This window comes from Xylanimonas protaetiae, from assembly GCF_004135385.1.
Taxonomy (GTDB): domain Bacteria; phylum Actinomycetota; class Actinomycetes; order Actinomycetales; family Cellulomonadaceae; genus Xylanimonas; species Xylanimonas protaetiae.
The window spans coordinates 850,245-873,787 of the sequence record NZ_CP035493.1; the positions used below are offsets into that span (position 1 = coordinate 850,245).

Annotated in this window: 22 protein-coding genes and 1 riboswitch; of the genes, 5 read left to right on the forward strand and 17 right to left on the reverse strand. The window is 74.7% G+C overall.

Annotated features, from left to right (window positions below):
* From ET471_RS03840 to ET471_RS03850, 3 genes are read left to right on the forward strand one after another with little or no spacing between them, the layout of a single operon-like run.
* Positions 1-705 (forward strand): GNAT family N-acetyltransferase, encoded by a 705-nt coding sequence (locus tag ET471_RS03840; protein ID WP_129186673.1) that lies wholly within the window; start codon positions 1-3, stop codon positions 703-705.
* Between the two features lie 9 nt (positions 706-714).
* On the forward strand, positions 715-1,839 hold the full coding sequence (locus tag ET471_RS03845) for an LLM class oxidoreductase (protein ID WP_129186674.1): 1,125 nt from the start codon (positions 715-717) through the stop codon (positions 1,837-1,839).
* Positions 1,840-1,850: 11 nt separating this feature from the next.
* Positions 1,851-3,224, forward strand: a complete 1,374-nt coding sequence (locus tag ET471_RS03850) for an NtaA/DmoA family FMN-dependent monooxygenase (protein WP_129186675.1) — start codon at positions 1,851-1,853, stop codon at positions 3,222-3,224.
* Positions 3,225-3,335: 111 nt separating this feature from the next.
* On the opposite strand, the gene ET471_RS03855 is transcribed toward ET471_RS03850, so the two are convergent.
* The 15 genes from ET471_RS03855 to ET471_RS03925 are packed head-to-tail and all read right to left on the reverse strand — an operon-like array spanning position 3,336 to position 18,581.
* Entirely contained in the window at positions 3,336-3,773 is a 438-nt protein-coding gene (locus ET471_RS03855) for a PIN domain-containing protein (RefSeq protein WP_165350395.1), read from the reverse strand.
* The gene (locus ET471_RS03860) at positions 3,763-4,038 is read right to left on the reverse strand and encodes a hypothetical protein (RefSeq protein ID WP_129186677.1); all 276 of its coding nucleotides are present in this window, start codon (positions 4,036-4,038) and stop codon (positions 3,763-3,765) included. The genes ET471_RS03855 and ET471_RS03860 overlap by 11 nt, the downstream gene beginning before the upstream one ends.
* Positions 4,035-5,681 (reverse strand): MFS transporter, encoded by a 1,647-nt coding sequence (locus ET471_RS03865; protein WP_129186678.1) that lies wholly within the window; start codon positions 5,679-5,681, stop codon positions 4,035-4,037. The genes ET471_RS03860 and ET471_RS03865 overlap by 4 nt, the downstream gene beginning before the upstream one ends.
* A complete protein-coding gene (locus tag ET471_RS03870; protein ID WP_129186679.1) occupies positions 5,678-6,817 on the reverse strand; it encodes an LLM class flavin-dependent oxidoreductase in 1,140 nt (379 codons plus the stop codon). Before ET471_RS03870 ends, ET471_RS03865 begins: the two co-directional genes overlap by 4 nt.
* Entirely contained in the window at positions 6,817-7,944 is a 1,128-nt protein-coding gene (locus ET471_RS03875; RefSeq protein WP_129186680.1) for an LLM class flavin-dependent oxidoreductase, read from the reverse strand. The genes ET471_RS03870 and ET471_RS03875 overlap by 1 nt, the downstream gene beginning before the upstream one ends.
* A gap of 19 nt (positions 7,945-7,963) precedes the next feature.
* Positions 7,964-8,323, reverse strand: coding sequence for a rhodanese-like domain-containing protein (locus tag ET471_RS03880; protein WP_129186681.1), 360 nt, complete (start codon positions 8,321-8,323; stop codon positions 7,964-7,966).
* A gap of 36 nt (positions 8,324-8,359) precedes the next feature.
* Positions 8,360-9,547: an LLM class flavin-dependent oxidoreductase gene (locus ET471_RS03885; protein WP_129186682.1), complete on the reverse strand. Its 1,188-nt coding sequence runs from the start codon at positions 9,545-9,547 to the stop codon at positions 8,360-8,362.
* Positions 9,548-9,585: 38 nt separating this feature from the next.
* Positions 9,586-10,584, reverse strand: coding sequence for an ABC transporter substrate-binding protein (locus ET471_RS03890; protein ID WP_129186683.1), 999 nt, complete (start codon positions 10,582-10,584; stop codon positions 9,586-9,588).
* A gap of 24 nt (positions 10,585-10,608) precedes the next feature.
* Positions 10,609-11,385 (reverse strand): amino acid ABC transporter ATP-binding protein, encoded by a 777-nt coding sequence (locus tag ET471_RS03895; RefSeq protein ID WP_129186684.1) that lies wholly within the window; start codon positions 11,383-11,385, stop codon positions 10,609-10,611.
* On the reverse strand, positions 11,382-12,344 hold the full coding sequence (locus ET471_RS03900; RefSeq protein ID WP_242496417.1) for an amino acid ABC transporter permease: 963 nt from the start codon (positions 12,342-12,344) through the stop codon (positions 11,382-11,384). The genes ET471_RS03895 and ET471_RS03900 overlap by 4 nt, the downstream gene beginning before the upstream one ends.
* Positions 12,341-13,222, reverse strand: a complete 882-nt coding sequence (locus ET471_RS03905) for a DUF1684 domain-containing protein (RefSeq protein WP_129186686.1) — start codon at positions 13,220-13,222, stop codon at positions 12,341-12,343. The genes ET471_RS03900 and ET471_RS03905 overlap by 4 nt, the downstream gene beginning before the upstream one ends.
* Before the next feature lie 14 nt (positions 13,223-13,236).
* The gene (locus tag ET471_RS03910; protein WP_129186687.1) at positions 13,237-15,009 is read right to left on the reverse strand and encodes a dipeptide ABC transporter ATP-binding protein; all 1,773 of its coding nucleotides are present in this window, start codon (positions 15,007-15,009) and stop codon (positions 13,237-13,239) included.
* Positions 15,006-15,899: an ABC transporter permease gene (locus ET471_RS03915; RefSeq protein WP_129186688.1), complete on the reverse strand. Its 894-nt coding sequence runs from the start codon at positions 15,897-15,899 to the stop codon at positions 15,006-15,008. Before ET471_RS03915 ends, ET471_RS03910 begins: the two co-directional genes overlap by 4 nt.
* A complete protein-coding gene (locus ET471_RS03920; protein WP_129186689.1) occupies positions 15,896-16,939 on the reverse strand; it encodes an ABC transporter permease in 1,044 nt (347 codons plus the stop codon). The genes ET471_RS03915 and ET471_RS03920 overlap by 4 nt, the downstream gene beginning before the upstream one ends.
* A 1-nt stretch (position 16,940) precedes the next feature.
* Positions 16,941-18,581, reverse strand: a complete 1,641-nt coding sequence (locus ET471_RS03925; RefSeq protein WP_129186690.1) for an ABC transporter substrate-binding protein — start codon at positions 18,579-18,581, stop codon at positions 16,941-16,943.
* Positions 18,582-18,805: 224 nt separating this feature from the next.
* Positions 18,806-18,918, reverse strand: a riboswitch (SAM riboswitch).
* A gap of 215 nt (positions 18,919-19,133) precedes the next feature.
* Here ET471_RS03925 and ET471_RS03930 point away from each other — a divergent pair.
* Entirely contained in the window at positions 19,134-21,353 is a 2,220-nt protein-coding gene (locus ET471_RS03930) for an NADP-dependent isocitrate dehydrogenase (protein ID WP_129186691.1), read from the forward strand.
* Positions 21,354-21,423: 70 nt separating this feature from the next.
* Here the strand turns inward: ET471_RS03930 and ET471_RS03935 are convergent, their stop codons facing one another.
* The gene (locus tag ET471_RS03935; protein WP_129186692.1) at positions 21,424-21,882 is read right to left on the reverse strand and encodes a GNAT family N-acetyltransferase; all 459 of its coding nucleotides are present in this window, start codon (positions 21,880-21,882) and stop codon (positions 21,424-21,426) included.
* A 61-nt stretch (positions 21,883-21,943) separates the two neighbouring features.
* The gene (locus ET471_RS17880) at positions 21,944-22,333 is read right to left on the reverse strand and encodes a hypothetical protein (protein ID WP_165350396.1); all 390 of its coding nucleotides are present in this window, start codon (positions 22,331-22,333) and stop codon (positions 21,944-21,946) included.
* Positions 22,334-22,420: 87 nt separating this feature from the next.
* Between ET471_RS17880 and ET471_RS03945 the strand changes: the two genes are divergently transcribed.
* Positions 22,421-23,371 carry a CE1 family esterase gene (locus tag ET471_RS03945; protein WP_129186693.1) on the forward strand — a complete coding sequence of 317 codons (951 nt, stop codon included), beginning with the start codon at positions 22,421-22,423 and terminating at the stop codon, positions 23,369-23,371.
* Positions 23,372-23,543: the final 172 nt, after the last annotated feature.

Sequence of the window (23,543 nt, forward strand, 5' to 3'; positions counted from 1 at the left end):
ATGACGACGCTCACCCTCCCGGACCTCGGCGTCCTCGACGCACCGCAGTGGTCCTCGCTCACGGGCGCGCACGCGCACCTCGCCGAGGGCAACGACCTGGTGCTGCGCTACCCCGTCGACGTCTCGCCCTTCGCGGCCGTCCGCTCGTGGGACCACCCCGACGTCTGGGACGCGATCGTCGACGTCGTCGGGCACGGCGCTACGTTCCCCGGGCCGCCCGTCGGGGTCGCCGTCCCGCCCGGCTGGCGGCAGCTCGAGCAGCACGGCGGCGTCCAGCTCGTCGAGACCGAGGCCCTGCGGCCGCGGCCCGACGCCGAGGCCGTCGTGCTTGGCGAGGCCGACGTGCCCGAGATGCTCGCGCTCGTGGAGCGCTCGCGCCCCGGGCCGTTCCTGCCGCGCACCTACACGCTGGGCCGCTACGTCGGGTTCCGGCGCGAGGGCCGCCTCGTCGCCATGGCCGGGGAGCGGCTGCGCCCCACCGGCTGGACCGAGATCAGCGCCGTCACCACCGACCCCGAGCACCGCGGCCAGGGCCTCGCCACGCGCCTGGTGCTCGACGTCGCCCACCACGTCCGCCGACGCGGCGACCACGTGATGCTGCACGCGTCCGCCGCGAACGACACCGCCATCCGCCTCTACCGCGGCCTCGGCTTCGCGCTGCGGCGCACCACCGACTTCGGCGCCGTGCTCACGCCCGAGGCATAGGAGAACCCCATGACCACCCCCTTCTTCATCGGCCTCGACGTCGACGGCGCGGGCGCGCACCCCGCGGCCGCCGTCGCGTCAGGGCTCGTCCCCGCCGAGCTCGTCTCGGGCACCCGGTTGGCCCGCGCGGTGCGCCAGGCCGAGAACGCCGGCGTCACCTTCGTGACGTTCACCGATGCCCTGCTCCCCGCCGCGCCAGGCGCCGCGTCGTCGGCCCGCCTGGAGTCCGTGACACGGGCCGCGTTCGTCTCGCGCACGACGACGGCGGTCGGCCTCGTGCCGCAGGCGCCCACCACCTACCCGGAGCCGTTCCACCTCGCGGCCCAGCTCGCCTCGCTCGACATCGCGGCCGCGGGCCGCGGCGGCTGGCTCGCGGGCGTCACCCGCACGCCGGAGACCGCGCAGGCCTACGGCCGTGGCCCCGTGGCGGACGTCGAGCGCGAGGCGCGCGACGTCGTCCAGGTGGTGCGCGACCTGTGGGACACGTGGGAGGACGACGCCGTCATCCGCGACGTCGCCACCGGGCGCTACGTGGACCGCGACCGCATCCACTACCCCGAGTTCGAGGGCGAGAGCTTCTCCGTCAAGGGCCCGCTCATCACGCCGCGCCCGCCGCAGGGCCAGCTCGTGGTGGTCGCCGCCGCGGGCGACGTCGCGCCGTCGGTGCGCGACGAGCGGCTCGTCGACGTCACGCTCGTGGGCGGGGCCGACGTCGCCACGGCGGTGGCCGCCGCCGAGGCCGCGCGGGCGGGCTCGCCGCGCGCCGGCGTCGACCTCGAGGTCGTGCTCGACGGCGCGGACCGCACCGCGGCCGAGCGGCTTGCCGCGCTCGACGCCGCCGTCCCCGCCGGCGCCCGCTCCCCGTGGGGCACCGGGGCGCTGCGCTACGAGGGCCACGCGGCCGGGCTCGTCACGCTCCTCGAAGGGCTGGCCCAGGCCGGCGTCGACGGCGTGCGCCTGCTGCCCGCCGTGCTCGACGAGGACCTGCCCGTGCTCGCGCGCGACGTGCTGCCCGCGCTGCGCGCCGCCCGCCTCACCGCCGCTCCCCAGCCGGGCGCGACGCTGCGCGACTCCCTGGGCCTGGCACGGCCCGCCAACCGCTACGACGCGCGCGACGCCGTCGCCGTCGCCTGAGGAGCCAGACCATGACCGACCACCCCCTCGTCCGGCCGCACGCCCAGGTCCACTTCGGCGTGTTCTTCCAGGGCGTCAACCACACCACCATCTGGTCCGACCCGGAGTCGGGCTCGCAGACGGACTTCGCGTCGTTCGAGCGCGTCGTCCGCACCGCCGAGCGCGGCCTCTTCGACGCGTTCTTCCTGGGAGAGGGCCTGCGCCTGCGCGAGTCGCGCGGCCGCCTGCACGACCTCGACGTCGTCGGGCGCCCCGACGCCGTCACGCAGCTCGCGGCGCTCGCCGCCGTGACCGAGCGCATCGGGCTGGTGGCCACGCAGAACACCACGTACAACGACCCGGCCGACCTGGCCCGGCGCCTCCAGAGCCTCGACGTGCTCTCCGGCGGGCGGGCGGCGTGGAACGTCGTCACCACGGACAACGCGTGGACCGGCGCGAACTTCCGCCGCGGCGGCTACCTCGACCACGCCGAGCGGTACGAGCGGGCCGCGGCCGTGCTGCGCACGGCCCGCGCGATCTGGGACGCATTCCCCGACGCCGGCGACGACGTCTCTCGCGTCGAGGTCGCGGGGTCGGCGCTGCGCACGCCCGCCGACGTCGCCATCGACCCGACGACGCCGCGCAGCCCGCAGGGCCACCCGGTGATCTTCCAGGCCGGCGACTCCCCCGCCGGGCGCGACTTCGCGGCCGCGCACGCGGACGTCATCTTCTCCGCGCACGGCTCGGTGCTGGACGACGCGCTGGCGTTCGCCGCCGACGTGCGCCGCCGCGTCGTCGCCGCCGGCCGGCCCGAGGACGACCTCAAGATCTTCCCCGGCACCAGCATCATCGTCGGCGACACCCCCGCCGACGCCGAGGAGAAGGCCCGCTGGGTCCGCTCGCAGCAGGTCACCCCGGCCACGGCGCTCTCGATCGTCGGCAACGTCTGGGGCGAGGACCTCTCCGGCTACGACCCCGACGGCCCGCTGCCCGCGCACGACCCCGTCGTCGAGGAGCTGGGCGGCGAGCGGGGCTCCGCCACGACGGGCGCCCGCACGCGCGAGATCGCGCAGAAGTGGCGCGCGATCTCCGAGGCGGAGGGGCTGTCGATCCGCCAGCTCGTCATCCGCAACAGCGGCGAACGTGGGTTCGTCGGCACGCCGTCGACCGTGGCCGAGGAGCTCACCCGGTGGGTGCGCACCGGCGCCGTGGACGGGTTCAACATCACGCCCTGGATCGTCCCGAGCGGCCTCGACGACATCGTCGACCGCGTGGTCCCCGAGCTGCAGGAGCGCGGCGCCTACCGCACCGCGTACGAGGGCACCACCCTGCGCGAGCACGTCGGGCTGCGGGAGCCGCTCACGAGGCGCGCCGCGGCCGCCGACGTCGAGGCACCGGCGGCCTGAGCACCGGCGGCCCGGCTCGACACGGCGACGCCCGGCGAGAGCGATCCGCTCTCGCCGGGCGTCGTCGTCACGCTCGCTGGCCGACACGTTCTGGTTGCGGGCGGTGCCGCGTCAGGCGACCGGACCCCTGCGGGGGTCGTCGGTGACGGGGTCGGTGACGTCGAAACCGAGGGCGAGGGCGGCCGTGGCCATCTGCTTGCCATGCGTGGCCACGGTGATCGTTCTTGTCCCGACGCGCAGTGCCGTCGCGACGTGGATCGAGTCGGCTCCGCCGAGACGTTGCTCGGTCGCGACTGCTTCGTCGAGGAGGTCGTCGGGGATGTGGATCAGGACGAACTCGTCGAGGTACTCGGTGACGACGTCTTGATCGCCTCCGATGGTGCGGACGGCACGCCTGACCTCGACCTCCAAGAGGCGGGATGCGACGAGCCTGTCGCCGTTCGCCACCACGGCCTCGAACCAGGCGCTGGCTGCTCGAGACGAGTCCACGATGGCGCGCAGGAGCACCGACGAGTCGACGTACCAGGTGCGGTGGGCACTAGTAGCCAAGGCGGTCCCTGTCGGCGTCGAGCAGCGCTCCCGCGTCCTGGTCGGTGGCAGTGTGCTTGAAGCGGGTCACCTTGGCTGCCTTGCGCGGCGGCGTGGCGAGCCCGGACTGGATGAGGGCGTCGATCGGGTCTTCTGGGTGCTCGACCTTCGTGAGCCGATAGGCCGCGGCGCCGCGGCGCAGCACGATGACCTCACCGTCGTCGGCCAGCCGGGTGGCCCTCGACGGGTTCTGGTTGAACTCTGTCAGCGACAGCGTCGTGGTCATGATGGAGATTCTAGCATTGATACTACTGTTGAGCGCGTCCGGCGACGGCGGGCGATCGCGTCGTCGGCGAGGCTCGCCGCGAGCGCCGCGGCCGCGAGCGCGATGGTGATGCCGGTGGCGACGGCGAGGGCCGCGCGGTGTCCGGTCGTGGCGCCCGGGTGCCCGACGACGGCGTGCGGGCCGGCGACGGCGACGTAGGCGCCCGTCATGGCGGCGAGGCAGACGGTGGAGCTGATGCGCTGCGCGAGCTGGAGCGCGCCGGCGGCGACGCCGTGGCGGCCGGGGGCGGCGTGCTCGAGGGTGAGCGTCTGGTTGGGCGAGAAGCTGACCCCGGCGAGGGCGCCGGTGACCACCTGGGCGACCACGAGCGTGGCCACGAACCCGCGCTCCGGCACGACGAGGACCGCGACGAGCACGCCGATGCTGGTCACGACCTTGGCGGCGTACGCGGCGGTGACGCCCGCGCGTCCCCAGCGGCGCAGCACCCGCCAGGAGAGGTTGCCGACGACGCCGGAGACGATCGCGCCGGGCGTGGTGACGAGCCCGGCCTGGACGGGGCTGAGCCCGAGACCGTCCTGGAGGAACAGCATGAGCACGGCGGAGTACCCGAGGGCCTGCCCGAACGAGAAGGTCGCGACGAGGCAGCCGAGGACGTAGCCGGGCGAGCGCACGAGCTCGGGGGCGAGGACCGGCACCCGGCCGGAGCGGGCGTAGCGCCGCTCCCACAGGGCGAGCGCGGGCACGACGACGGCGAGCGGCGCGGCGAACAGCACCCGCCGCGCGAGGGACGCGTCCTGGAGCACGAACGGGACGAGCAGCGCGAGCACGCTGAGCGTGATGAGCACGAGGCCGACGACGTCGAGCCCGTCGCGGGGCGCGCGCCGCGGGCGGCCGCGCCGGCGAAGGGCTCGGGTCGCGCGGCGTGCGGCGTCGGCGGCGGCGTCGGCGTCGGCGTCGGCGTCGGACGACAGGACCGCGGAGGCGGCGGACGGCACGTGTGCGGGCGCGGCGGGCACGAGCCAGAGCGCGAGCACCACCACCACGACGGCGGACGGGATGTTGAGGCCGACGACGAGGCGCCAGCCGAGCTCGGGGCCGGCCGCGGCGATGACGCTGCCGCCGACGAGCGGGGCGATGACGGCCGAGAACGCGCCGATCGACCCGTACGCGCCGAAGGCCCGTGCGCGGCCCGAGCCGGTGAAGTGGTCCTGCATCAGGCCGATGACCTGGGGGTTCGCGATGCCCGCGCCGATGCCCTGGAGCAGCCGGGCGAGCACCAGCACCCCGGCGCCGGACGCGGTGGCACCCACCAGGGAGGAGCCGCTGAAGACCACGATCCCGGCGACCAGCAGCAGGCGGCGGCCGACGAGGTCCCCGAGCCGTCCGGCGGGGACCAGCGCGATGCCGAACGTCAGCGAGTACCCCGCGAGGATCCACTGGAGCTGCGCGGTGCTCGCGCCGAGCTCGCCGCGCAGCACGGGGACGGCGACGGTGAGCATCGACTGGTCGAGCAGGGTGGTGAAGCCGGTGGCGAGGCACACCACCAGGACGGCGGCACGGACGGCCTGCGGGGTCCGGCGCGAGCGCACCGGACCCCGCAGACGACCGTCCACCGTGGACCGCGCGGGGACGGCGACCGTCATGCGCGCGGGGCGGCGTCGCCCTCTGCCGGGTTGGTGCCGCCGGCCGTGAACCCCTTGGCGCGGCGCTCGTCGGCCGCCGTCCACAGGTCGGTGCGCACCTCGGCCTGGACGACCGGGACGACCTCCTCGGCGAAGCGGCGCAGCACGTCCTCCTGCTGCGTGGGCGGCAGCAGGTGGTTGACGGAGACCGACTGGAGCACGTGGCCGAAGCTCTCGTGGTAGTCGAGGATCTTCTCCGCGACCCGCTCCGGGGAGCCGACGAGCGCCGGGCCGCGCTCGACGGCCTCCTCGACCGTCTCGAAGGCCAGCGCCTTGCCGACGTGCGTGGCCGGGTCGTAGCCCCGGCGCCGCATCGCGGCGACCTGCGCCTCGTACAGCGGCCGGTACTGCTCGACCGCCTCCTCCGTGGTGTCCGCGAGGAACAGGCCGCCCGAGCCGGAGCCGACGTACCCGTACTGCGGGTCGAAGCCGTGCGCGAGGTACAGCTCGCGGTAGTGGTCGATGAGCACCTGGTAGTTCTCCCGCGGCTGCAGCGCGTTCGCGCTGATGATGGGGTCACCGTGCTTGGCGGCCAGCTCGACGGCGAACTTCGACGTCGCCGAGCCGTGCCAGATGCGGAAGGGTCCCGCGAAGGGCCGGGGCAGCGTGGTGGCGTTCTCGAGGCGATGCCGGTGGCGGCCCTCCCAGGTCACGTCCTCCTCGCTCAGCAGCAGGCGGAGCAGCTCGTAGTTCTCCTCGAGGTACTCGTACTGCTTGGTGATGTCGAGGCCCAGCAGCGGGTACTGGAGGTCCTCGTTGCCCTTGCCGATGGTGATCTCGAGGCGCCCGCGCGAGAGCTGGTCCACCGTCGCGAGATCCTCGGCCACGCGGATCGGGTCGAGCAGCGAGAGCACCGTGACGCCCGTGCTCAGCAGGATCCGCTCGGTGGCCTGCGCCACCGCCCCGAGGATCACCGTGGGCGCCGACGACAGGACGTCGCCCGCGTGCCGCTCCCCCACCGCGAACGAGTCGAAGCCGAGCTCCTCCGCGAGCACCGCGTGCTCGACGACGCGCGCGAGCCGGTCCGACGGCGGCACCGCCTCGCCCGTGACGGGGTGCGGCGGGTTGAAGACGATGTCGAGCAGCTGGAACCGCATCAGGCAGCCACCTCCGCGGCGGCGGCCTCGGCGAGCGCGGCGTCGCGCTTGGCGACCTCCTCGCGCACGATCGGGATGACGTACCGGCCGAAGTCGACGGCGTCGTCGAGCAGGTCGTACCCGCGCGCCGAGATGACCCGGACACCCAGGTCGTAGTACGCCAGCAGCGCCTCGGCGACCTGCTCGGGCGTGCCCACGAGGGCGTTCGAGTTGCCCGCGCCACCCGTGGCCTTGGCCGTGGCGGTCCACAGGACGGAGTCGAACCGCTCACCCTGCGCGGCGATCTCCAGCAGGCGCTGCGAGCCCGCGTTCTCCGGCTTGTCGATCGGGTGACGGCGGCTGAGCGTGCCGCCGAGGGCGGCCTTGCGCTCCTCGATGCGGCCCAGGATGCGGTGCGCCTTCTCCCACGCGAGCTCCTCGGTGGGCGCGACGATCGGGCGGAACGCGGCGTGGATGCGCGGCGGCGTGGCACGGCCCGCGGCGGCGGCCTCGGTGTGCACGCGCTCGATCTGCTCGCGCGTGCGGTCCAGCGGCTCGCCCCAGACGGCGTAGATGTCGGCCTCGGCCGCCCCGACCTTGAACGCGGCGTCGGAGGACCCGCCGAACGAGACGGTGGGCGTGTGCCCGGCGACAGGCCTGGTGTCGAGCACGAAGTCGTCGAAGTCGTAGAAGTCGCCGTGGTGGTCGAACGGCTCCGCGCTCGCCCACGCCTGCTTCACGATGCGGATGTACTCGTGCGTGCGGGCGTACCGCTCGTCCTTGGTGAGAGTGTCGCCCTCGCGGCCCTGCTCGTAGTCGTTGCCGCCCGTGATGAAGTGCACGCTGAGGCGGCCGCCCGAGAGCTGGTCGAGCGTCGCGAACGTCTTGGCGGCGTACGTCGGGTAGGAGACGTTGGGGCGGTGCGCGAGCAGCAGCTCGATGCTCTGCAGGCGCGCGGCCGTGTACGCGGCGAGGGCCGACGGCTCCGGGCCGGACGAGCCGTACGCGAACAGCACGCGCGTCCAGCCGTTGTCCTCGTGGGCGCGCACGATGCGCTCGAGGTAGCCAGGGTCGAACGCGGCGGTGGTGCGGGCGGTGGTCTCGCTCGCGTCGTTGGTGGTGGCGATGCCGAGGAACTCGACGGGCATGGTGGTGCTCCTGTCCGGGTCAGACGTGCGCGGCGTCGGCGGCGGGCTCGGTCGCGGGCAGGCCCGCGGCCTTCCAGGCGGGGAAGCCGCCGTCGACGTGGGAGACGCGGGTGTACCCGCGCGCCGCGAGCGCCTCGGCGACGGGACCGGACCCGTTGACGGACCCGCACACGACGACGACGGGCGTGTCGAGCGAGACGAGCGGCGCCGACGTGGTGCCGAAGAGGGCGTCGAGGTCGTTCCGGTCGGCCAGGGTGGCGCCGGGGATCTCGCCGGTGGACGCGCGGCCCGCGGCGGAGCGGACGTCGATCAGCAGGGCGCCGTCGGCCACCTTGACGCCGGCGGCGTCGGGGGTCTGCAGCTCGGGGGTGGTGCTCATGGTCTTTTCCTCCAGGTGTGGTGGGGCCGGGCGCGTTCAGCGCGCGAGCGCGAGGGGGTGGTCGGCGGCCGCGGCGGGGTCGCCCACGCCCCAGGCCTCGGCCAGGAGCGCGTACGAGCGGCGCGCGTCGGCCGGGTCGTGGGCGGCGGTGGTGATGAGCAGCTCGTCGGCGCCCGTGACGCGCTGGAGCGTCTCGAGGCGCTCGACGACGGTGGCGGCGTCCCCGACGACGCGCGTGTCGACGCGGTCGGCGACGACGGCGCGCTCGGCCTCGGTGCGGGCGGCCCAGTCGGAGGCGTCCTGCGGCCGCGGGTACGCGATCGCGCCGTCGGCGCCGCGGCGGATGGACGCGACCCAGTCGGCGAAGGGCGTGGCGAGAGCGCGCGCCCGGTCGGTGGTCTCGGCCACGAGCACGTCGGCCGAGACGACGACGTAGGGCGCGTCGAGGACGCCCGGCCGGAACGCCGCACGGTAGGCGGCGACGGTGTCGAGCGTGGTGTGCGGGCTCACGTGGAAGTTCGCGGCGATGGGCAGGCCCAGCTCGCCGGCGACCCGCGCCGACTCCCCCGCCGAGGAGGCGAGCACGAACAGGTCGAACAGCGCACCCTCGACGGGCGGCGAGGTGTAGCGGTGCCCGGACTCGTCGGCGAACGTGCCGGCCCGCAGCCCGAGCACCAGCTCGAGCTCCGCGCGGAAGCTCGCGGGACGCCGCGAGGCGCCGACGACCGCCGTCTGGGCGAGGAACCGTTCACGCAGCACGGAGTCGCCCAGCGACGGCGGCGCCGCGGGCACGTAGAGCCCGTCGACGACGCGCGGGCCCGCCACGGAGGGCGCCGGGCGGGCGGGTGCCGAGCCCGCGGCCCCGGTCGGCGGCGGGGTGAACGCCCGCCCCAGGCCGAGGTCCACGCGCCCCGGGTGCAGGGCGGCGATCGTGCCGAACTGCTCCGCCCCGATCAGCGGGCTCGTGGTGCTCAGCAGCGTCGCCCCCGACCCCACCCGGATGCGCTCGGTCCGCGCGGCCACGGCCGCGGCCAGCACCGACGGCGACGCCGAGGCCACGCCCGGCGACAGGTGGTGCTCCGCGTACCAGACGCGGTGGTAGCCGAGCCGGTCGAGCTGGACGGCGGTGTCGACGGCGTCGCGCACCGCCTGCGCGCCCGTGCCGCCCGCGGGGACGAGCGCGAGGTCGAGCACGGACAGGGGCACCCGGGTGGGGAGGGACATGGTGGATCTCCTGGGTCGTTACGGGGTGGGGCGGCCGGTCACTCGGTCTTGGGCAGGCCCGGCGGGTTGGTCTCGGGCTTGGCGATGGCCTCGGCCTCCAGGCCCCAGCGCTGGAGGACCTTCTGGTACGAGCCGTCGTCGAACGCGCCCTGCAGCGCGACCGTCACGGCGTCGACGAGGCCGTTGCCCTTGAGCGTGGTGACGGCGATCTGGGCGGTGTTGGGCCAGCCGCCGTTGAGCGTGCCGACCACCGCGAAGTCCTTCGGCGAGACGCGCGCCTTGTACGCCGCCGAGGCGTTGGGGCCGAACGACGCGTCGATGCGGCCCGACTGGAGCGCGAGGATGGTGTCGGCGTCGTTCTCGAAGTACTCGACCTTGACGGGCTCGAGGCCCGCGTCGGTGTTCTGCTTGTCCCAGGCGAGCAGGATCTTCTCCTGGTTGGTGCCCGAGCCGACGGCCACCGTGAGGCCCGCGATGTCCTTGGGCTCGTCGATCTTCGTGATGTCGCCGCCGGCCTTGACGAGCCAGCCGAGCTGGTCGTTGCGGTAGGAGGAGAAGTCGTAGAGCTCCTTGCGCTCCTCGGTCACGGTGACGTTGGTGATGACGGCGTCGACGTCGCCCGACTGCACGGCCAGCGGCCAGTCGGCCCACGCCTTGACCTCGAGCTCGAGCTTCTTGCCGAGCGCGTCGGCGACGAGCTGGGCGATGTCGGTCTCGTTGCCGATGGGGGTCTTCTCGTCGTCGGCGAGGAAGGTCAGCGGCGGGGCGCCGCCCGCGCTGACGGCCACCTTGAAGGTGTCCTTGGCGGCGAACTCGGCCGGGAGGAGCTTGACGGCAGCGGGGTTCTCGGCCGTGTGGATGCGGTCCTGCTCCGGCGTGGTGTTCACCTGGAGTCCGGCAGCGTCCGCGGCGGCCTGCAGGTCGCTGTCCCCCGCGGCCGCGGACGCCCCGCTGCACGCGGCGAGCAGCGCGACGACGGGCAGGGCGGCGAGGAGTGCGAGGGCGGCGCGGGGGCGCCGGCGGGCGTGGGTGCTCATGGTTGCCTCTCGTGGGGGTGGGGGTCACAGGACCTTGGCGAGGAACGCCTGGGTCCGCTCGTGGCGGGGGTGGGACAGGACCTGGTCGGGCGGTCCCTGCTCGACGACGCGGCCGGCGTCCATGAAGACGACCGTGTCGGCGACCTCGCGGGCGAAGCCGATCTCGTGCGTGACGACGACGAGCGTGGTGCCGCCGTGCGCGAGGTCGCGGATGACGTCGAGGACCTCGCCGACCAGCTCGGGGTCGAGGGCCGACGTCGGCTCGTCGAACAGGAGGACCGACGGGCGCATGGCGAGCGCCCGCGCGATGGCGACGCGCTGCTGCTGGCCGCCCGAGAGCTGGCGTGGCCGGGCGTCGGCCTTGTCGGCCAGGCCCACGCGGGTCAGCAGCTCGCGCGCCTCGGGCTCGACGTCGGCGCGGCGGCGCCCCTGGGCGGACACGGGCGCCTCGACGACGTTCTCGAGCACGGTCAGGTGCGGGAAGAGGTTGAAGGACTGGAACACGAACCCGATCCGGGTGCGCTGCCGCAGGACGTCCTTCTCCTTGAGCTCGCGCAGCACCTCGCCGCGGCGCGTGGTGCGCCGCTCGTAGCCGACGAGCTCGCCGTCCAGCTCCACGAACCCGGCGTCGACCTTCTCGAGGTGGTTGACCAGGCGCAGCAGCGTGGACTTGCCCGAGCCGGACGGCCCGAGGATCACGGTGACCTCGCCGGGGCGGACCTCGAGGTCGACCTCGTGCAGCACCTCGAGGGTGCCGTAGGACTTGCGCAGCCCGTGCAGGCGCAGGTGGCCGCCGCTCATGCCCGGCCCCCGCCCTGCGCGACGCGCGTGAGGTGGCCGCGCGTACGCAGCAGCGCCAGCACCCGCTGGCGCGGGGTGGGCGGCAGGGTGCGCAGTGCGCCCTTGGCGTAGTGCCGCTCCAGGTAGTACTGCGCGACGGTCAGCACCGTGGTGATGACGAGGTACCAGATGCCCGCGACGAGCAGCAGCGGGACGACCCGCTGGTTGCGGCCGTAGATGATGCCGACCATGTAGAAGAGCTCGCCGTACGCGAGCACGTACACCACCGACGTGCCCTTGACGAGGCCGATGATCTCGTTGACCGACGTCGGCACGATGGTGCGCATGGCCTGCGGCAGGACGACGCGCCACTGCTGGCGCCAGCGCGGGATGCCGAGCGACGCGGCGGCCTCGTGCTGCCCCTGATCGACGCCGAGGATGCCGGCACGCACGATCTCGGCGCTGTAGGCGGCCTGCGAGAGGCCCAGGCCCAGGACGGCGGCACCGAACTTGTCGACGACGTCGAGCGTCTCGACGTGGACGAACCCGGGGCCGAACGGGATGCCGAGGCTCAGCTCCGGGTACAGGTACGCGAGGTTGTACCAGAGCAGGAGCTGCAGGATGAGCGGCACCGAGCGGAACACCCACATGTAGCCCCACGCCACGGACTGGAGCAGCGGCGAGCGCGAGAGGCGCATGAGCGCCAGCACGGTGCCCAGGCCGAAGCCGATGACCGTGGCCGTCGCGGCGAGGCGGAGGGTGCCCCAGAGCCCTTCGAGCACCGAGGGCCAGGTGAGGTACGTCGCGACGACGTCCCACTCCCAGTGCTCGTTGCGGACGAGCGAGCTGACCACCATCGCGAGCAGCAGGGCGACGCCCGCGGTGGCGACCCAGCGCCCCGGGTGGCGCGCGGGGACCACCCGCAGGCCGGCGTAGGGCGGGGCGACCGCCGCGGTGGGCGGTGCGGCGACGGCCGTCACCGGGGTGCCTTCTCGCCCGCGGTGACGGCGAACGGCACGTGGTTGCCCGGCACGGGGGCGGGGCACGTACCGTGGTCGCTGAACGCGTAGGGCAGGTTGATGGTGCGGTTGAGGTCGACGCGCACGGTGCCCTCGGCGCCGGGGGCGAGCGTCTCGGGCAGGTCGAGCCACAGCACGCGCCACGGGGCGACGCCGGCCGCCTCGTCGGAGAACAGCAGCAGCGTGGCGCCGCCGGGCTTGCCCGTGAGCGCGAGCGTCACCGTGCGGGCCGGGTCGCCCGGGTACGGCAGGTCGACCTCGCCGACCACCTGCGTGCGGTGGACGAGCCCGATGCGCGCCGCGCCGACGGTCTCCGCGCGCGGCTCCGCAAAGAGCCGGACGGTGGCGTCGAGCACCCAGGCGTCGTCGTGCCCGAACACCGGCACGCCCGCGAACCCGAGCAGGGCGGGCGCGTGCGGGTCGCGGACGCGGACGGCGTAGCGCCCCGTGCGCCGCACGAGCTCGACGGCGACCTCGGCGGTCGCGCCCGGGTCGGCGTCGAGCGGCGAGCGGCCCGCGGGCAGGAACGTGCCCAGGATGCGCGAGGCGCCCTCGGCGACGACGGCGTCCGCGGAGCCGTCGACGACATCGTCGGCGTGCAGGGAGCCGTGCTCGTCGGGCGCGGAGCCGGGGCGCGTGCGGGCACCGTCGGCGTCGGCCCACCACAGCCCGGGAAGGCCGGGCAGGCGGGACGGCTCGGCGGGGAGCCAGTGGTAGGCGACGAGGCTCAGCCAGCCGTGCGGCGTGGCCAGGTCGCGCTCGCGCTCGGCGTGCCAGGCGGCCCACCGCTGGGCGGTCCGGGTGCCGACGGGCGTGACCTCGGTGGTCGGTGCGGTCATGTCGTGCCTCTCCTTCAGCTCGCGCGGGCGGCGGCAGGGACCTGCCGGCCGGGGACGGCCGAGACGAGCTCGGCCGTGTACGGGTCCTGCGGGTGGTCGAAGACGTCGGCCACCGGGCCGGTCTCCACGAGGCGGCCGTGGCTCAGGACGCCGACGTGGTCGGCGACCTGCCGCACGACGGCGAGGTCGTGCGAGATGAACAGGTAGGTCAGCCCGCGCTCGGCGCGGAGCTGCGCGAGGAGGTCGAGCACGCGCGCCTGGACCGAGACGTCGAGCGCGCTCGTCGGCTCGTCGAGCACCAGCAGGTCGGGGTCGAGGGCGAGCGCGCGGGCGATCGCGACGCGCTGCCGTTGCCCGCCCGAGAGCTCCGCGGGGCGGCGGGACGCGAGCGCCTGCGGGAGGTGGACGGCGTCGAGGAGCTCGGCGACGCGCGCCCGGCGCTCCGCCCGCGGGCCCGTGCGGTGGGCGCGGAGCGGCTCGTCGACCACCTGCGCGACCGTGAACCGCGGGTCCAGCGAGGCGTAAGGGTTCTGGTGGACGAGCTGCGTGCGGCGCCGCAGGTCGCGCAGCGCGGGGCCGCGGGCGCCCGCGACGTCGCGCCCGTCGATCCGCACGGTCCCGGCGTCGGCCCGCTCGAGGCCGAGCACGAGGCGCGCGGTGGTCGACTTGCCCGAGCCGGACTCGCCCACGAGGGCGAACGCGGACCCGCGCGGGATCGTGAACGAGACGTCGTCGACGGCGGTGAGGGTGCCGCGGGCGCCGAGCGCGAACTGCTTGCGCAGGCCGTCGACGACGAGCAGGTCGGGCGCGGGCGCGGCGACGGCGTCCCGCTCGGCGACGCGCGCACTGGCCGTCGCGGCACCTGCGGCGCCACCGGGCCCGACCTCGTCGCGGCCGAGCGAGAGCCCTGGCGCTGCCGCGAGCAGCGCCTGCGTGTACGGGTGCTGCGGCGCGGCGAGGAGCTCTGCCGTCGGGCCCTGCTCGACGACCTCGCCGTCCTTGAGCACCACGACGCGGTGCGCGCGGTCGGCGGCCACGGCGAGGTCGTGGGTGATGAGCAGCACCGCGGAGCCGGCCTGCTGCGTGAGGTCCACGAGCAGGTCGAGCACGCGCCGCTGCACGGTGACGTCGAGCGCGCTGGTGGGCTCGTCGGCGATCACGAGCTCGGGGCGGGCGGCGAGCGCGATGCCGATGAGGACGCGCTGGCGCATGCCGCCCGAGAGCTGGTGCGGGTACTGCCGGGCGCGCGCCTCGGGGTTGTCGAGTCCCACGGAGCGCAGGATCTCGACGGCGGTCGCGGCGGCGTCGCGGCGGCCCGCGAGCCCGTGGATGCGCAGCACCTCGGCCACCTGCTCGCCGATGCGGACCACGGGGTTGAGCGCGACGCCCGGGTCCTGCGGCACGAGGCCGACGCGCGAGCCGCGCACGCGCTCCCAGGCACGCTGCGGCAGGCCGGCGAGGTCGAGGCGCCGGGACGCGTCGGCGCCCAGGGCGATGCTCCCGCCCGTCACTCCTCCGGCGTGCGGCAGCAGGCCGACGGCGGCGTGCGCCGTCGTCGACTTGCCCGAGCCGGACTCGCCGACGAGCGCGACGATCTCGCCCGGCAGCACGTCGAACGTCACGCCGCGGACGGCGTCGACGACGCCGCTGCGGCCGCGGTAGGAGACGCGCAGGTCGCGGACGGCGAGGACCGGCTGGGGCGCGGTGGCGCCGTCGGCGGCCTCCGGCGCGGCGGGGGCCGGGGTCGCGGGCGTCTCCGTGGGCACCCGGTTCGTCAGGATCGTCATCGCACTGCCCTCCGGTCGTGGGAGAAAGCGCGCCCGAGGCGTCCGACGGCGACCACGAAGGCCGCGATCACGACACCGGGCAGGGTGGAGTACCACCAGGCGGTGGCGAGGTAGTTGCGGCCCTCGGCCACGAGCGAGCCCCACTCGGGGGTGGGCGGGGCCGCGCCGAAGCCGAGGAAGCTGAGCGCGGACACCGCCAGGACGACGGCGCCGAGCTCGACGGCGGCGAGCACCAGCACGGGCCCGGCGGCGCCGGGCAGCACGTGCCGCAGCACGACGGCGGTCTCGCGCGCGCCGGCGAGGCGTGCGGCCTCGACGTAGGTGGCGCCGCGCACGCGCAGCACCTCGACGCGCATGACGCGGGCGAAGGTCGCGACGGTCGCGACGCCCACGGCGACGGCCACCTTGAGCGTGCCGAACCCGAGCGCCGTGACGACGGCCAGCGAGAGCAGCAGGCCGGGGATGGCGAGCAGCACGTCGGAGGCCCGCATGACGAGCGTGTCGACCCAGCCGCCCGCGAACCCGGCGACCAGGCCGAGCGCGCCGCCGACGACGAGCGAGATCCCGATGGCCACGAACGCCGCCGTGAGCGACAGCCCCGTGCCGTGCACGGTCCGGCTGAACAGGTCCCGGCCGAGGTGGTCGGTGCCGAACCAGTGCGCGGCGCTGGGCGCCTGGAGCTTGTCGGCGGGCACGCCCGTGATCGGGTCCTGCGCGGCGAACAGGCCGGGCGCGACGGCCCAGGCGAGCACCACCAGCACGACGGCGGCCGCGAGGACCGCGCCGGGACGCAGGAACGGCCGGGCCAGGCGCCGGGCGCGCGGCGCCGTCGTCGGGCTTCCCGCGGCGGCCCCGGCGGACGGGGCGCGGACGACGGACAGGACGCTCATGCGGCACTCCTCAGCTCGGCGGGGGCGGCGGGGACGGCGGCGCGGCCGGGCACCCCGGCGGAGCGGGAGCGCCGCGGCAGGCGCAGCAGGCCGCGGCCCGCGGCCGCCGTCAGGTCGATGCGCGGGTCCAGCAGCGGGTACGCGAGGTCGACGAGCAGGTTGACCAGCACGAACACCACGGCCGCGACGACCACGAGGCCCTGCACCACGGGGATGTCCTGGACGGTCACCGCCTCCTCGACGAGCCGCCCGAAGCCCTGGCGGGAGAACACGGTCTCGGCCACGACGGACCCCGCGAGCAGGTGGCCGACGAGCACGCCCAGCACGGTCAGCGCCGGGAGCACCGCGTTGCGCACCACGTGCCGCGTGAGCACGCGGGTGCGGGTGGCGCCCTTGGCGAGCGCCGTCTCCACGTAGGGCGAGCGCCACGCGGCGTCGAGCCCCTGCGCGAGCACCTGGGCCACCGACGCCGACGCCGGGATCGCCAGCGTGACGGCCGGGAGCACGAGGGACGCGAAGCCCTCGTTGCCCACCGCGGGGAACCAGTACCAGCGGAAGGAGAAGAGCTGGAGGAGCAGCAGCCCCACCCAGAAGCCCGGCACGGCCACGCCGAGCGGAGGCAGCGCGAGCAGCAGCCCGCGCAGCCGGTCGGAGCGGGTCCAGGAGGCCAGCAGGGCGACGCCTCCGCCGACGACGACGGCGATCACGAGCGCGAGCCCCGCGAGCGCCGCCGTCTGCGGCAGGGCCTGGCCGATGAGCTCGCGCACCGGGGCGCCGCTCGAGAGCGAGGTGCCGAGGTCGCCGGTCAGGGTGTGCCCGAGCTGCGACAGGTACTGCTGGAGCGGTCCCTGGTCGAAGCCGTAGCGGGCGCGGAGCGCCGCGACCTGGGCCGGGTCGACGGACTGGCCGGCGGACGCGTTGTCGAGCATGACGCTCACGGGGTCGGACGGGAGCAGGTAGAGCACCACGAACGACACGGTGAAGGCGGCCCACAGCACGGCGGCGGCCGCGAGGACCCGGCCCAGGACGTAGCGCGTCATGTCACTTCCCCGCGATCCAGGCGTCGTGGAAGAGCAGGCGGCTGGAGGCGTCGAAGGTCACGCCGTGGACGTCCTTCGCGACGCCGATGGACTGCGCGAGCTCGAAGAGCGGGATGGCGTAGACCTGGTCGAGCACGGCCTCCTGGGCCTTGCCGATCGCGTCGGCGCGCGCGGCGGCGTCGGCCTGCGTGAGCTCGCCGGCGAGGAGGCCGTCGAGCACCGGGTCGGCGCCGCGCTTGTTGAGGTTGCTGCCCTGGACGCCGAACTGCGGGCGCAGGATGTCGCCGTCGGCGCGCGTGACGTTGTAGTAGTACGTGTCGTAGTCGCCGCTCTTCTGGGCGGCCGTCTGCTCGGCCTGGGTGAGCTGGCGCAGCTCCAGCTCGACGCCGACGGCGCGGAGCTGCTGCTGGACGAGCTCGAGCACGGCCTGCGAGCCGGTGAAGTTGGGGGCGTAGATGACGTCGAACGACAGCTTCTGACCGTCCTTCTCGCGGACGCCGTCGGCGCCCTTCGCCCAGCCGGCCGCGTCGAGCGCGGCGGTCGCGGCGTCGGCGTCGAAGGCGAGGTCCTTCGAGAGGTCGACGTAGCCGGGCGTGGTGGAGGCGAGCACGCTCGTGGCGGGCTTGAACGCGTCGGAGAGCACGGTGTCGACGAGCTCCTGGCGGTTGATCGCCTGGCTCACCGCGCGGCGCACCGCGACGTCGGCGAGCGGGCCGCTGGCGACGTTGGGCTGCAGGACGAACACGACGCCCGGGTTGGTGCGCGTGAGCAGCGAGCCGCCCGCACCGGAGATCTGCTGGACGTCCTGCGGCAGCACGTCACCGACGGCGTCGAACTGGCCGGAGGCGAGGCCGCCGGCGCGGACGCCCGACTCGGGGACGATGGAGAAGTCGATCTCGTCGACGTAGGCGGCGCCCTCGTGGTCGGCGACGCCGGAGGCCCACGCGTAGTCGGCGCGCTTGGTGATCACGGCGCCCTGGTCCTGCGTGTACGACTTCAGGACGAACGGGCCGGAGCCGACGACCTTGCCCTGGAGGCGGGCGGCCGGGTCGGCGGTCGCGGTGGCGTCCGAGAGGATCGCGAGCGTGACGGTCGAGCTGGCCTGGAGGAACTGGGCGTTCGCGGCCGCGAACACGACCGTGACGGTGTGCTCGTCGACGACCTTGGTCTCCTGGTAGCCCGCGAGGTAGCTGGCCGCGAGCGGCGCCGACGCGCCGAGGGGGCCGGTGAGGGCGTCGAAGTTCGCCTTGACCGTCGTCGCCGTCAGCGGCGTGCCGTCCGAGAACGTGACGTCGTCGCGCAGGTGGAACGTGAACTGCGTCAGGTCGTCGCTGACCTCCCAGGAGGTGGCGAGCCAGGGCTTGATCTCGCCCGTCTCCGGGTCCTGGTCGGTCAGCGAGTCGGCGAGCTGGCGGGCGATGTAGATGCTCACGTTCGAGCCCACCTGCTGCGGGTCGACGCCCGACGGCGAGGCGCCGAGCGCGAACCGCAGCGTGCCGCCCTCGACGGGCGTGCCGGCGTCGGCGGAGGGCGCACCCCCGGCGGCGGTGCCCGGTCCGGCGCAGGCCGTGAGGGCCAGCGCGGGGGCGACGACGAGGGCTGCGGCGGCGAGGCGCCAGCGTGCGGGGACGGTTCGAGGCATGGGTGTCTCCAGGAAGGGGGTACGCCAAGGCGCGGCGTAGGCCGAGGGGACCCGTCAGGACGACGACGGGCAGCGGGGTCGAGGGGGACCGCCAGGGGGCGGTGTCGGGAGGTGCTGCGGGGCTGCCGCCCCGGGCCGCAGGTCGCGGCGTCGCGTGTCAGCGACAGCTACGACGACACAGGCTCCGGTTCATTGCTTCTCCTCCTGTCCCGCACGGGGCGGGGTTCGCGTGTTGTCTCGCCGACGGTGCCGGCGAACCTGGTCCTCACCCGGGGCACCCACCCACGCGGGGGGTTGCCGTCCGACAAGCCGGGGCTGAACGTCGGAGCTCATGACCACCGGGGCCGTGGGACCCCGGTACGCAGGACTCTACGAATCGACATTGTTGAGGGCAACACTCAACATTATCTATTTCACATGGCGAGACGGCGTCCCGCAGAAGGGTCCACCCCGGTCGATGCGAGACGCCCGCGCGCGCTGAAGTATCTTGATGTCGAGAAAACTCCGCCCCGCTGCACAGCAGCGCCGACGCACCAGGGAGCGACGCCGCCCATGGCCGGTCCGAGCACGATCATCTACACCCACACCGACGAGGCACCGCTGCTGGCGACGTACTCGTTCCTGCCGATCGTCCAGGCCTTCGCGGGCCAGGCCGGCGTCGAGCTCGAGACGCGCGACATCTCCGTCGCGGCGCGCATCCTCGCGCAGTTCCCGGAGCGCCTGACCCCGGAGCAGCAGGTCCCGGACGCGCTCGCCGAGCTCGGGCGCCTCGCCGAGGAGCCCACGGCCAACATCATCAAGCTCCCCAACGTCTCCGCGTCGGTGCCGCAGCTCAAGGCCGCGATCGCCGAGCTCCGGGCGCAGGGCTTCGACGTGCCCGACTACCCCGAGGCGCCGGCCACCGACGAGGAGCGCGACGTGCGCGCCCGCTACGACCGCGTCAAGGGCTCGGCCGTCAACCCCGTGCTCCGCCAGGGCAACTCCGACCGCCGCGCCCCCGGCTCGGTCAAGGCGTACGCCAAGGCGCACCCGCACCGCATGGGCGCCTGGTCGCCGACGTCGCAGACCAACGTCGCGACCATGACCGAGGGCGACTTCTTCCACAACGAGAAGTCGGTCGTCATCCCCGCCGACGACACCCTGACGATCCGCCTCGTCGCCGACGACGGCACGGTCTCCGTGCTCAAGAGCGGGCTCTCCGTGCTCGCCGGCGAGGTCGTGGACGGCACGTTCCTGTCGGTGCGCGCGCTGCGCGCGTTCCTCGCCGCGCAGATCTCGCGCGCGCAGGAGGAGGGCGTGCTCTTCTCCGCCCACCTCAAGGCCACGATGATGAAGGTCTCCGACCCGATCATCTTCGGGCACGTGGTCGAGACGTTCCTGCCCGCCGTGTTCGAGCAGTTCGGCGACTCGCTGCGTGCCGCGGGCGTCTCCGCCAACGACGGCCTGGGCGCCCTGCTCGCCGCGACGGAGTCGATGACGGACGGCGAGGCGGTCCGCCAGGCGGTGGCCGACGGGCTCGCCGCCGGCCCGGCCCTCGCGATGGTCAACTCGGACAAGGGCATCACCAACCTGCACGTCCCGTCGGACGTCATCATCGACGCCTCCATGCCGGCGATGATCCGCGGCGGCGGCAAGATGTGGGGCCCGGACGGCAAGGAGCACGACACGCTCGCCGTCATCCCCGACTCGTCGTACGCGGGCGTCTACCAGGCGGCGATCGACGACTGCCGTGCGCACGGCGCACTCGACCCGGCCACCATCGGCACCGTGCCGAACGTCGGTCTCATGGCCAAGGCGGCCGAGGAGTACGGCTCGCACGACAAGACCTTCGAGATCCCCGTGGCGGGCCGCGTCGAGGTCGTCGACGGCACCGGCGAGGTGCTCTTCGCGCACGACGTCGAGGCCGGCGACATCTGGCGCGCCTGCCAGACCAAGGACGCCCCGATCCGCGACTGGGTCGCCCTGGCCGTGCGCCGCGCCCGCCTCTCGGGCACCCCCGCGGTGTTCTGGCTGGACGCGCACCGCGCGCACGACCTCAACCTCATCGGCAAGCTCGAGCAGTACCTGCCGGAGCACGACACGGACGGCCTGGAGATCCACGTCATGGCCCCCGCCGAGGCGACCGCGTTCTCCTTCGCGCGCATGCGCGCGGGCCTCGACACCATCTCGGTGACGGGCAACGTGCTGCGCGACTACAACACCGACCTGTTCCCGATCCTCGAGGTGGGCACGTCGGCCAAGATGCTCTCGATCGTGCCGCTCATGAACGGCGGCGGCCTGTTCGAGACGGGCGCCGGCGGCTCCGCCCCGAAGCACGTGCAGCAGCTCGTCGAGGAGAACTACCTGCGCTGGGACTCGCTCGGCGAGTTCTTCGCGCTCGCGGCGTCGTTCGAGCACCTCGCGCAGACGACGTCGAACGCCCGCGCCCAGCTCCTCGCCGACACGCTCGACCGCGCGACCGGCACGTTCCTCGACCAGGACCGCTCGCCGGGCCGCAAGCTCGGCACGATCGACAACCGTGGCTCGCACTTCTACCTGGCCCTCTACTGGGCCCAGGAGCTCGCCGCGCAGACGACGGACGCGGAGCTCGCGGCCGCCTTCGGCCCGCTGGCCGCCGCGCTGGCGGCGTCCGAGGCGCAGATCGTCGAGGAGCTCCTCGCGGTCCAGGGCGCCCCGGCCGAGATCGGCGGCTACTACCGCCCGGACCCGGAGCTGACGAGCGCCGTCATGCGCCCGAGCGCCACGTTCAACGGGGCCCTCGCGTCCCTCTGACGCACCCGGCACGCACGGCGAGGCCCGCCGGTCGCACCACGCGACCGGCGGGCCTCGCCGTCGTCGGGCGTCAGGCGCCCGGGATCTCCTTGGCGAAGAAGACGTCGTCCGCCGTGCGGCGCACCTCGGTGTAGCCGCACGCCGCGTAGAAGGCCTGGGTGCGCCAGTTCCACGGCGGCGTCTCGAGGCCCCAGCGCCGGACGGCGGGGTACAGCTCCTCCAGGCGCGTCATCACCTGCCGGCCGAGGCCACGGCCCTGGGCCTCGGGCACGAGCCAGACCCGCCCGAGCTCCATGGCGTCCGCGCCGCGCGGGATGAGGATCGCCCCGCCGACGACGACGCCGTCCTCGGCGATCCGGTACACGTGCCCCCACCGGAAGGCCTGCTCGTGCCAGTCCGGGGAGTCGTACCCGGGCGGGCCGCCGGGCGGCGGGGGCGCCCCGTAGTTGACGTCGTCCTCGAAGGCGAGCACCGACGTCGCGGAGAGGACGTGGGCGTCGGTGGGTTCGGCGCGCTCGACACTGATCATCGCCGCAGTGTGCCAGCGGCCCTCCGGCCCGGACGGGCACGGGGCGCCATCGGCGCCGGGCTCACCAGCTCCAGCCGCGCGAGGTCAGCTCCAGCTCCTCGCGCAGCCGCTCCGACTCCCGCGAGACCTCCGTCGCCCGCAGCGGCGTGACGACGTCGAGCCCCGCGCGGCGGCACGCCTCCGCGAGCAGGGCGTCGTAGGCGGCCTGCGCCGCGCGCGTGTGGTGGGCGGCGGCGAACCCGTGCGACCCGGCCAGCTGCTGGATCTCGGCGGCCATCTGGCCGAGCCGGAGCTGGAGCACCAGGGTGTCGAGGGGGTCGCCCTCCCGGGAGCGCCGCTCCCGCTCCCGACGTCGGGACCGCTCCCGGAACGCGGCGCAGGCCAGGGCCGTCGCGACGACCAGCACCCAGATCGTGGCGACGACGACGAGAAGCTCGATCCGCGGCGTCATCAGGACCTCCTGGACACCAGGATACGAGCGCGACCGCCGCACGGAAAGGGCTGGCGCACGTGCCCTGACCTGCGTCATCATCGAGAGATGCCGACGACGACGCCGTTGTTCCGCGCTGCCCTGGCCGCCGTGGCCCTGCTCGCGCTCTCCGCGTGCTCCGGGCCCACCTCGGGCACGGCGGGCGAGGCGACCTCCGGCGCCACGTCGACGCCGGCCGTCGTCGCGGCCGGCACCTCCGGGCCCATCGCGCTCGGGGACCGGCCCTTCACCCTCACCGTCCCGGCTGGCTACGACGGGAGCACGCCGGTGCCGCTGGTCGTGGGGCTGCACGGCTACACGTCGGACGGCGGCGAGCTGAGCGGCTACCTCGGCCTGGCCGACCGGTCCGCGCAGGAGGGCTTCCTGCTGGCCACGCCGGAGGGCACCACGGACTCGGGCGGCGACCAGTTCTGGAACGCCACGAACGCGTGCTGCGACTTCGACGACAAGGACGTCGACGACTCCGCGTACCTGGCGCAGGTCATCACGACCGTGGAGGACCGCTACGCCGTCGACCCGGGCCGCGTCTTCGTCGTCGGGCACTCCAACGGCGGGTTCATGGCCCTGCGCATGGCGTGCGACCACGCCGACCTGGTCGCGGCCGTCGTGTCCGTCGCGGGCGAGCAGGCGGAGGACCCGGCGGCGTGCGCGCCCTCCCGGTCCGTCAGCGTGCTCCAGGTGCAGGGCAGCACCGACGAGACGATCTCCTTCACGGGCGGCAGCAACGGGCCTGGGCGCGGCTACCCGGGTGCGCAGGCGACCGTCGACGCGTGGCGCACCCTCGACGGCTGCACGGCGGCGCCGACCACCGGCGCCCCGCTCGACCTCGAGAAGGCCCGCCCGGGCGCGGAGACGACGGTCAGCACGTCGGCGGGGTGCGACGGCGGCGCCGAGGTCGCCCTGTGGACCGTCGTCGGCGGCTACCACGTGCCCTCCTGGACGCCGGGCGCCAGCACGGCGATCGTCGGCTGGCTGCTCGCGCACGGCCGCGCCGCCTGAACCCCGGCGCACCACCGGGCAGGGTGGCCCGGGAACGCCCTCGCACAGCCCGTGGCCCGCGCCTCTGCGGCCAACCGCGCGACGCCGCGGGGTCGCCGCGCCACACTGGCGGTGCGTGCCCGCCGACGTGTCGCCAGGGCTCGCGCCTGTGCGCAAGGCCTTGCTCGTTCCC

Bases quoted from the DNA above. Each gene is read 5' to 3' on its own strand.
- ET471_RS03875 (WP_129186680.1), bottom strand. From the start codon at position 7,944: ATGCCCGTCGAGTTCCTCGGCATCGCCACCACCAACGACGCGAGCGAG.
- ET471_RS03915 (WP_129186688.1), bottom strand. From the start codon at position 15,899: ATGAGCGTCCTGTCCGTCGTCCGCGCCCCGTCCGCCGGGGCCGCCGCG.
- ET471_RS03865 (WP_129186678.1), bottom strand. From the start codon at position 5,681: ATGACGGTCGCCGTCCCCGCGCGGTCCACGGTGGACGGTCGTCTGCGG.
- ET471_RS03860 (WP_129186677.1), bottom strand. From the start codon at position 4,038: ATGACCACGACGCTGTCGCTGACAGAGTTCAACCAGAACCCGTCGAGG.
- ET471_RS17880 (WP_165350396.1), bottom strand. From the start codon at position 22,333: ATGACGCCGCGGATCGAGCTTCTCGTCGTCGTCGCCACGATCTGGGTG.
- ET471_RS03840 (WP_129186673.1), top strand. From the start codon at position 1: ATGACGACGCTCACCCTCCCGGACCTCGGCGTCCTCGACGCACCGCAG.
- ET471_RS03935 (WP_129186692.1), bottom strand. From the start codon at position 21,882: ATGATCAGTGTCGAGCGCGCCGAACCCACCGACGCCCACGTCCTCTCC.
- ET471_RS03880 (WP_129186681.1), bottom strand. From the start codon at position 8,323: ATGAGCACCACCCCCGAGCTGCAGACCCCCGACGCCGCCGGCGTCAAG.
- ET471_RS03930 (WP_129186691.1), top strand. From the start codon at position 19,134: ATGGCCGGTCCGAGCACGATCATCTACACCCACACCGACGAGGCACCG.
- ET471_RS03890 (WP_129186683.1), bottom strand. From the start codon at position 10,584: ATGAGCACCCACGCCCGCCGGCGCCCCCGCGCCGCCCTCGCACTCCTC.
- ET471_RS03905 (WP_129186686.1), bottom strand. From the start codon at position 13,222: ATGACCGCACCGACCACCGAGGTCACGCCCGTCGGCACCCGGACCGCC.
- ET471_RS03910 (WP_129186687.1), bottom strand. From the start codon at position 15,009: ATGACGATCCTGACGAACCGGGTGCCCACGGAGACGCCCGCGACCCCG.
- ET471_RS03920 (WP_129186689.1), bottom strand. From the start codon at position 16,939: ATGACGCGCTACGTCCTGGGCCGGGTCCTCGCGGCCGCCGCCGTGCTG.
- ET471_RS03945 (WP_129186693.1), top strand. From the start codon at position 22,421: ATGCCGACGACGACGCCGTTGTTCCGCGCTGCCCTGGCCGCCGTGGCC.
- ET471_RS03845 (WP_129186674.1), top strand. From the start codon at position 715: ATGACCACCCCCTTCTTCATCGGCCTCGACGTCGACGGCGCGGGCGCG.
- ET471_RS03925 (WP_129186690.1), bottom strand. From the start codon at position 18,581: ATGCCTCGAACCGTCCCCGCACGCTGGCGCCTCGCCGCCGCAGCCCTC.
- ET471_RS03850 (WP_129186675.1), top strand. From the start codon at position 1,851: ATGACCGACCACCCCCTCGTCCGGCCGCACGCCCAGGTCCACTTCGGC.
- ET471_RS03870 (WP_129186679.1), bottom strand. From the start codon at position 6,817: ATGCGGTTCCAGCTGCTCGACATCGTCTTCAACCCGCCGCACCCCGTC.
- ET471_RS03885 (WP_129186682.1), bottom strand. From the start codon at position 9,547: ATGTCCCTCCCCACCCGGGTGCCCCTGTCCGTGCTCGACCTCGCGCTC.
- ET471_RS03895 (WP_129186684.1), bottom strand. From the start codon at position 11,385: ATGAGCGGCGGCCACCTGCGCCTGCACGGGCTGCGCAAGTCCTACGGC.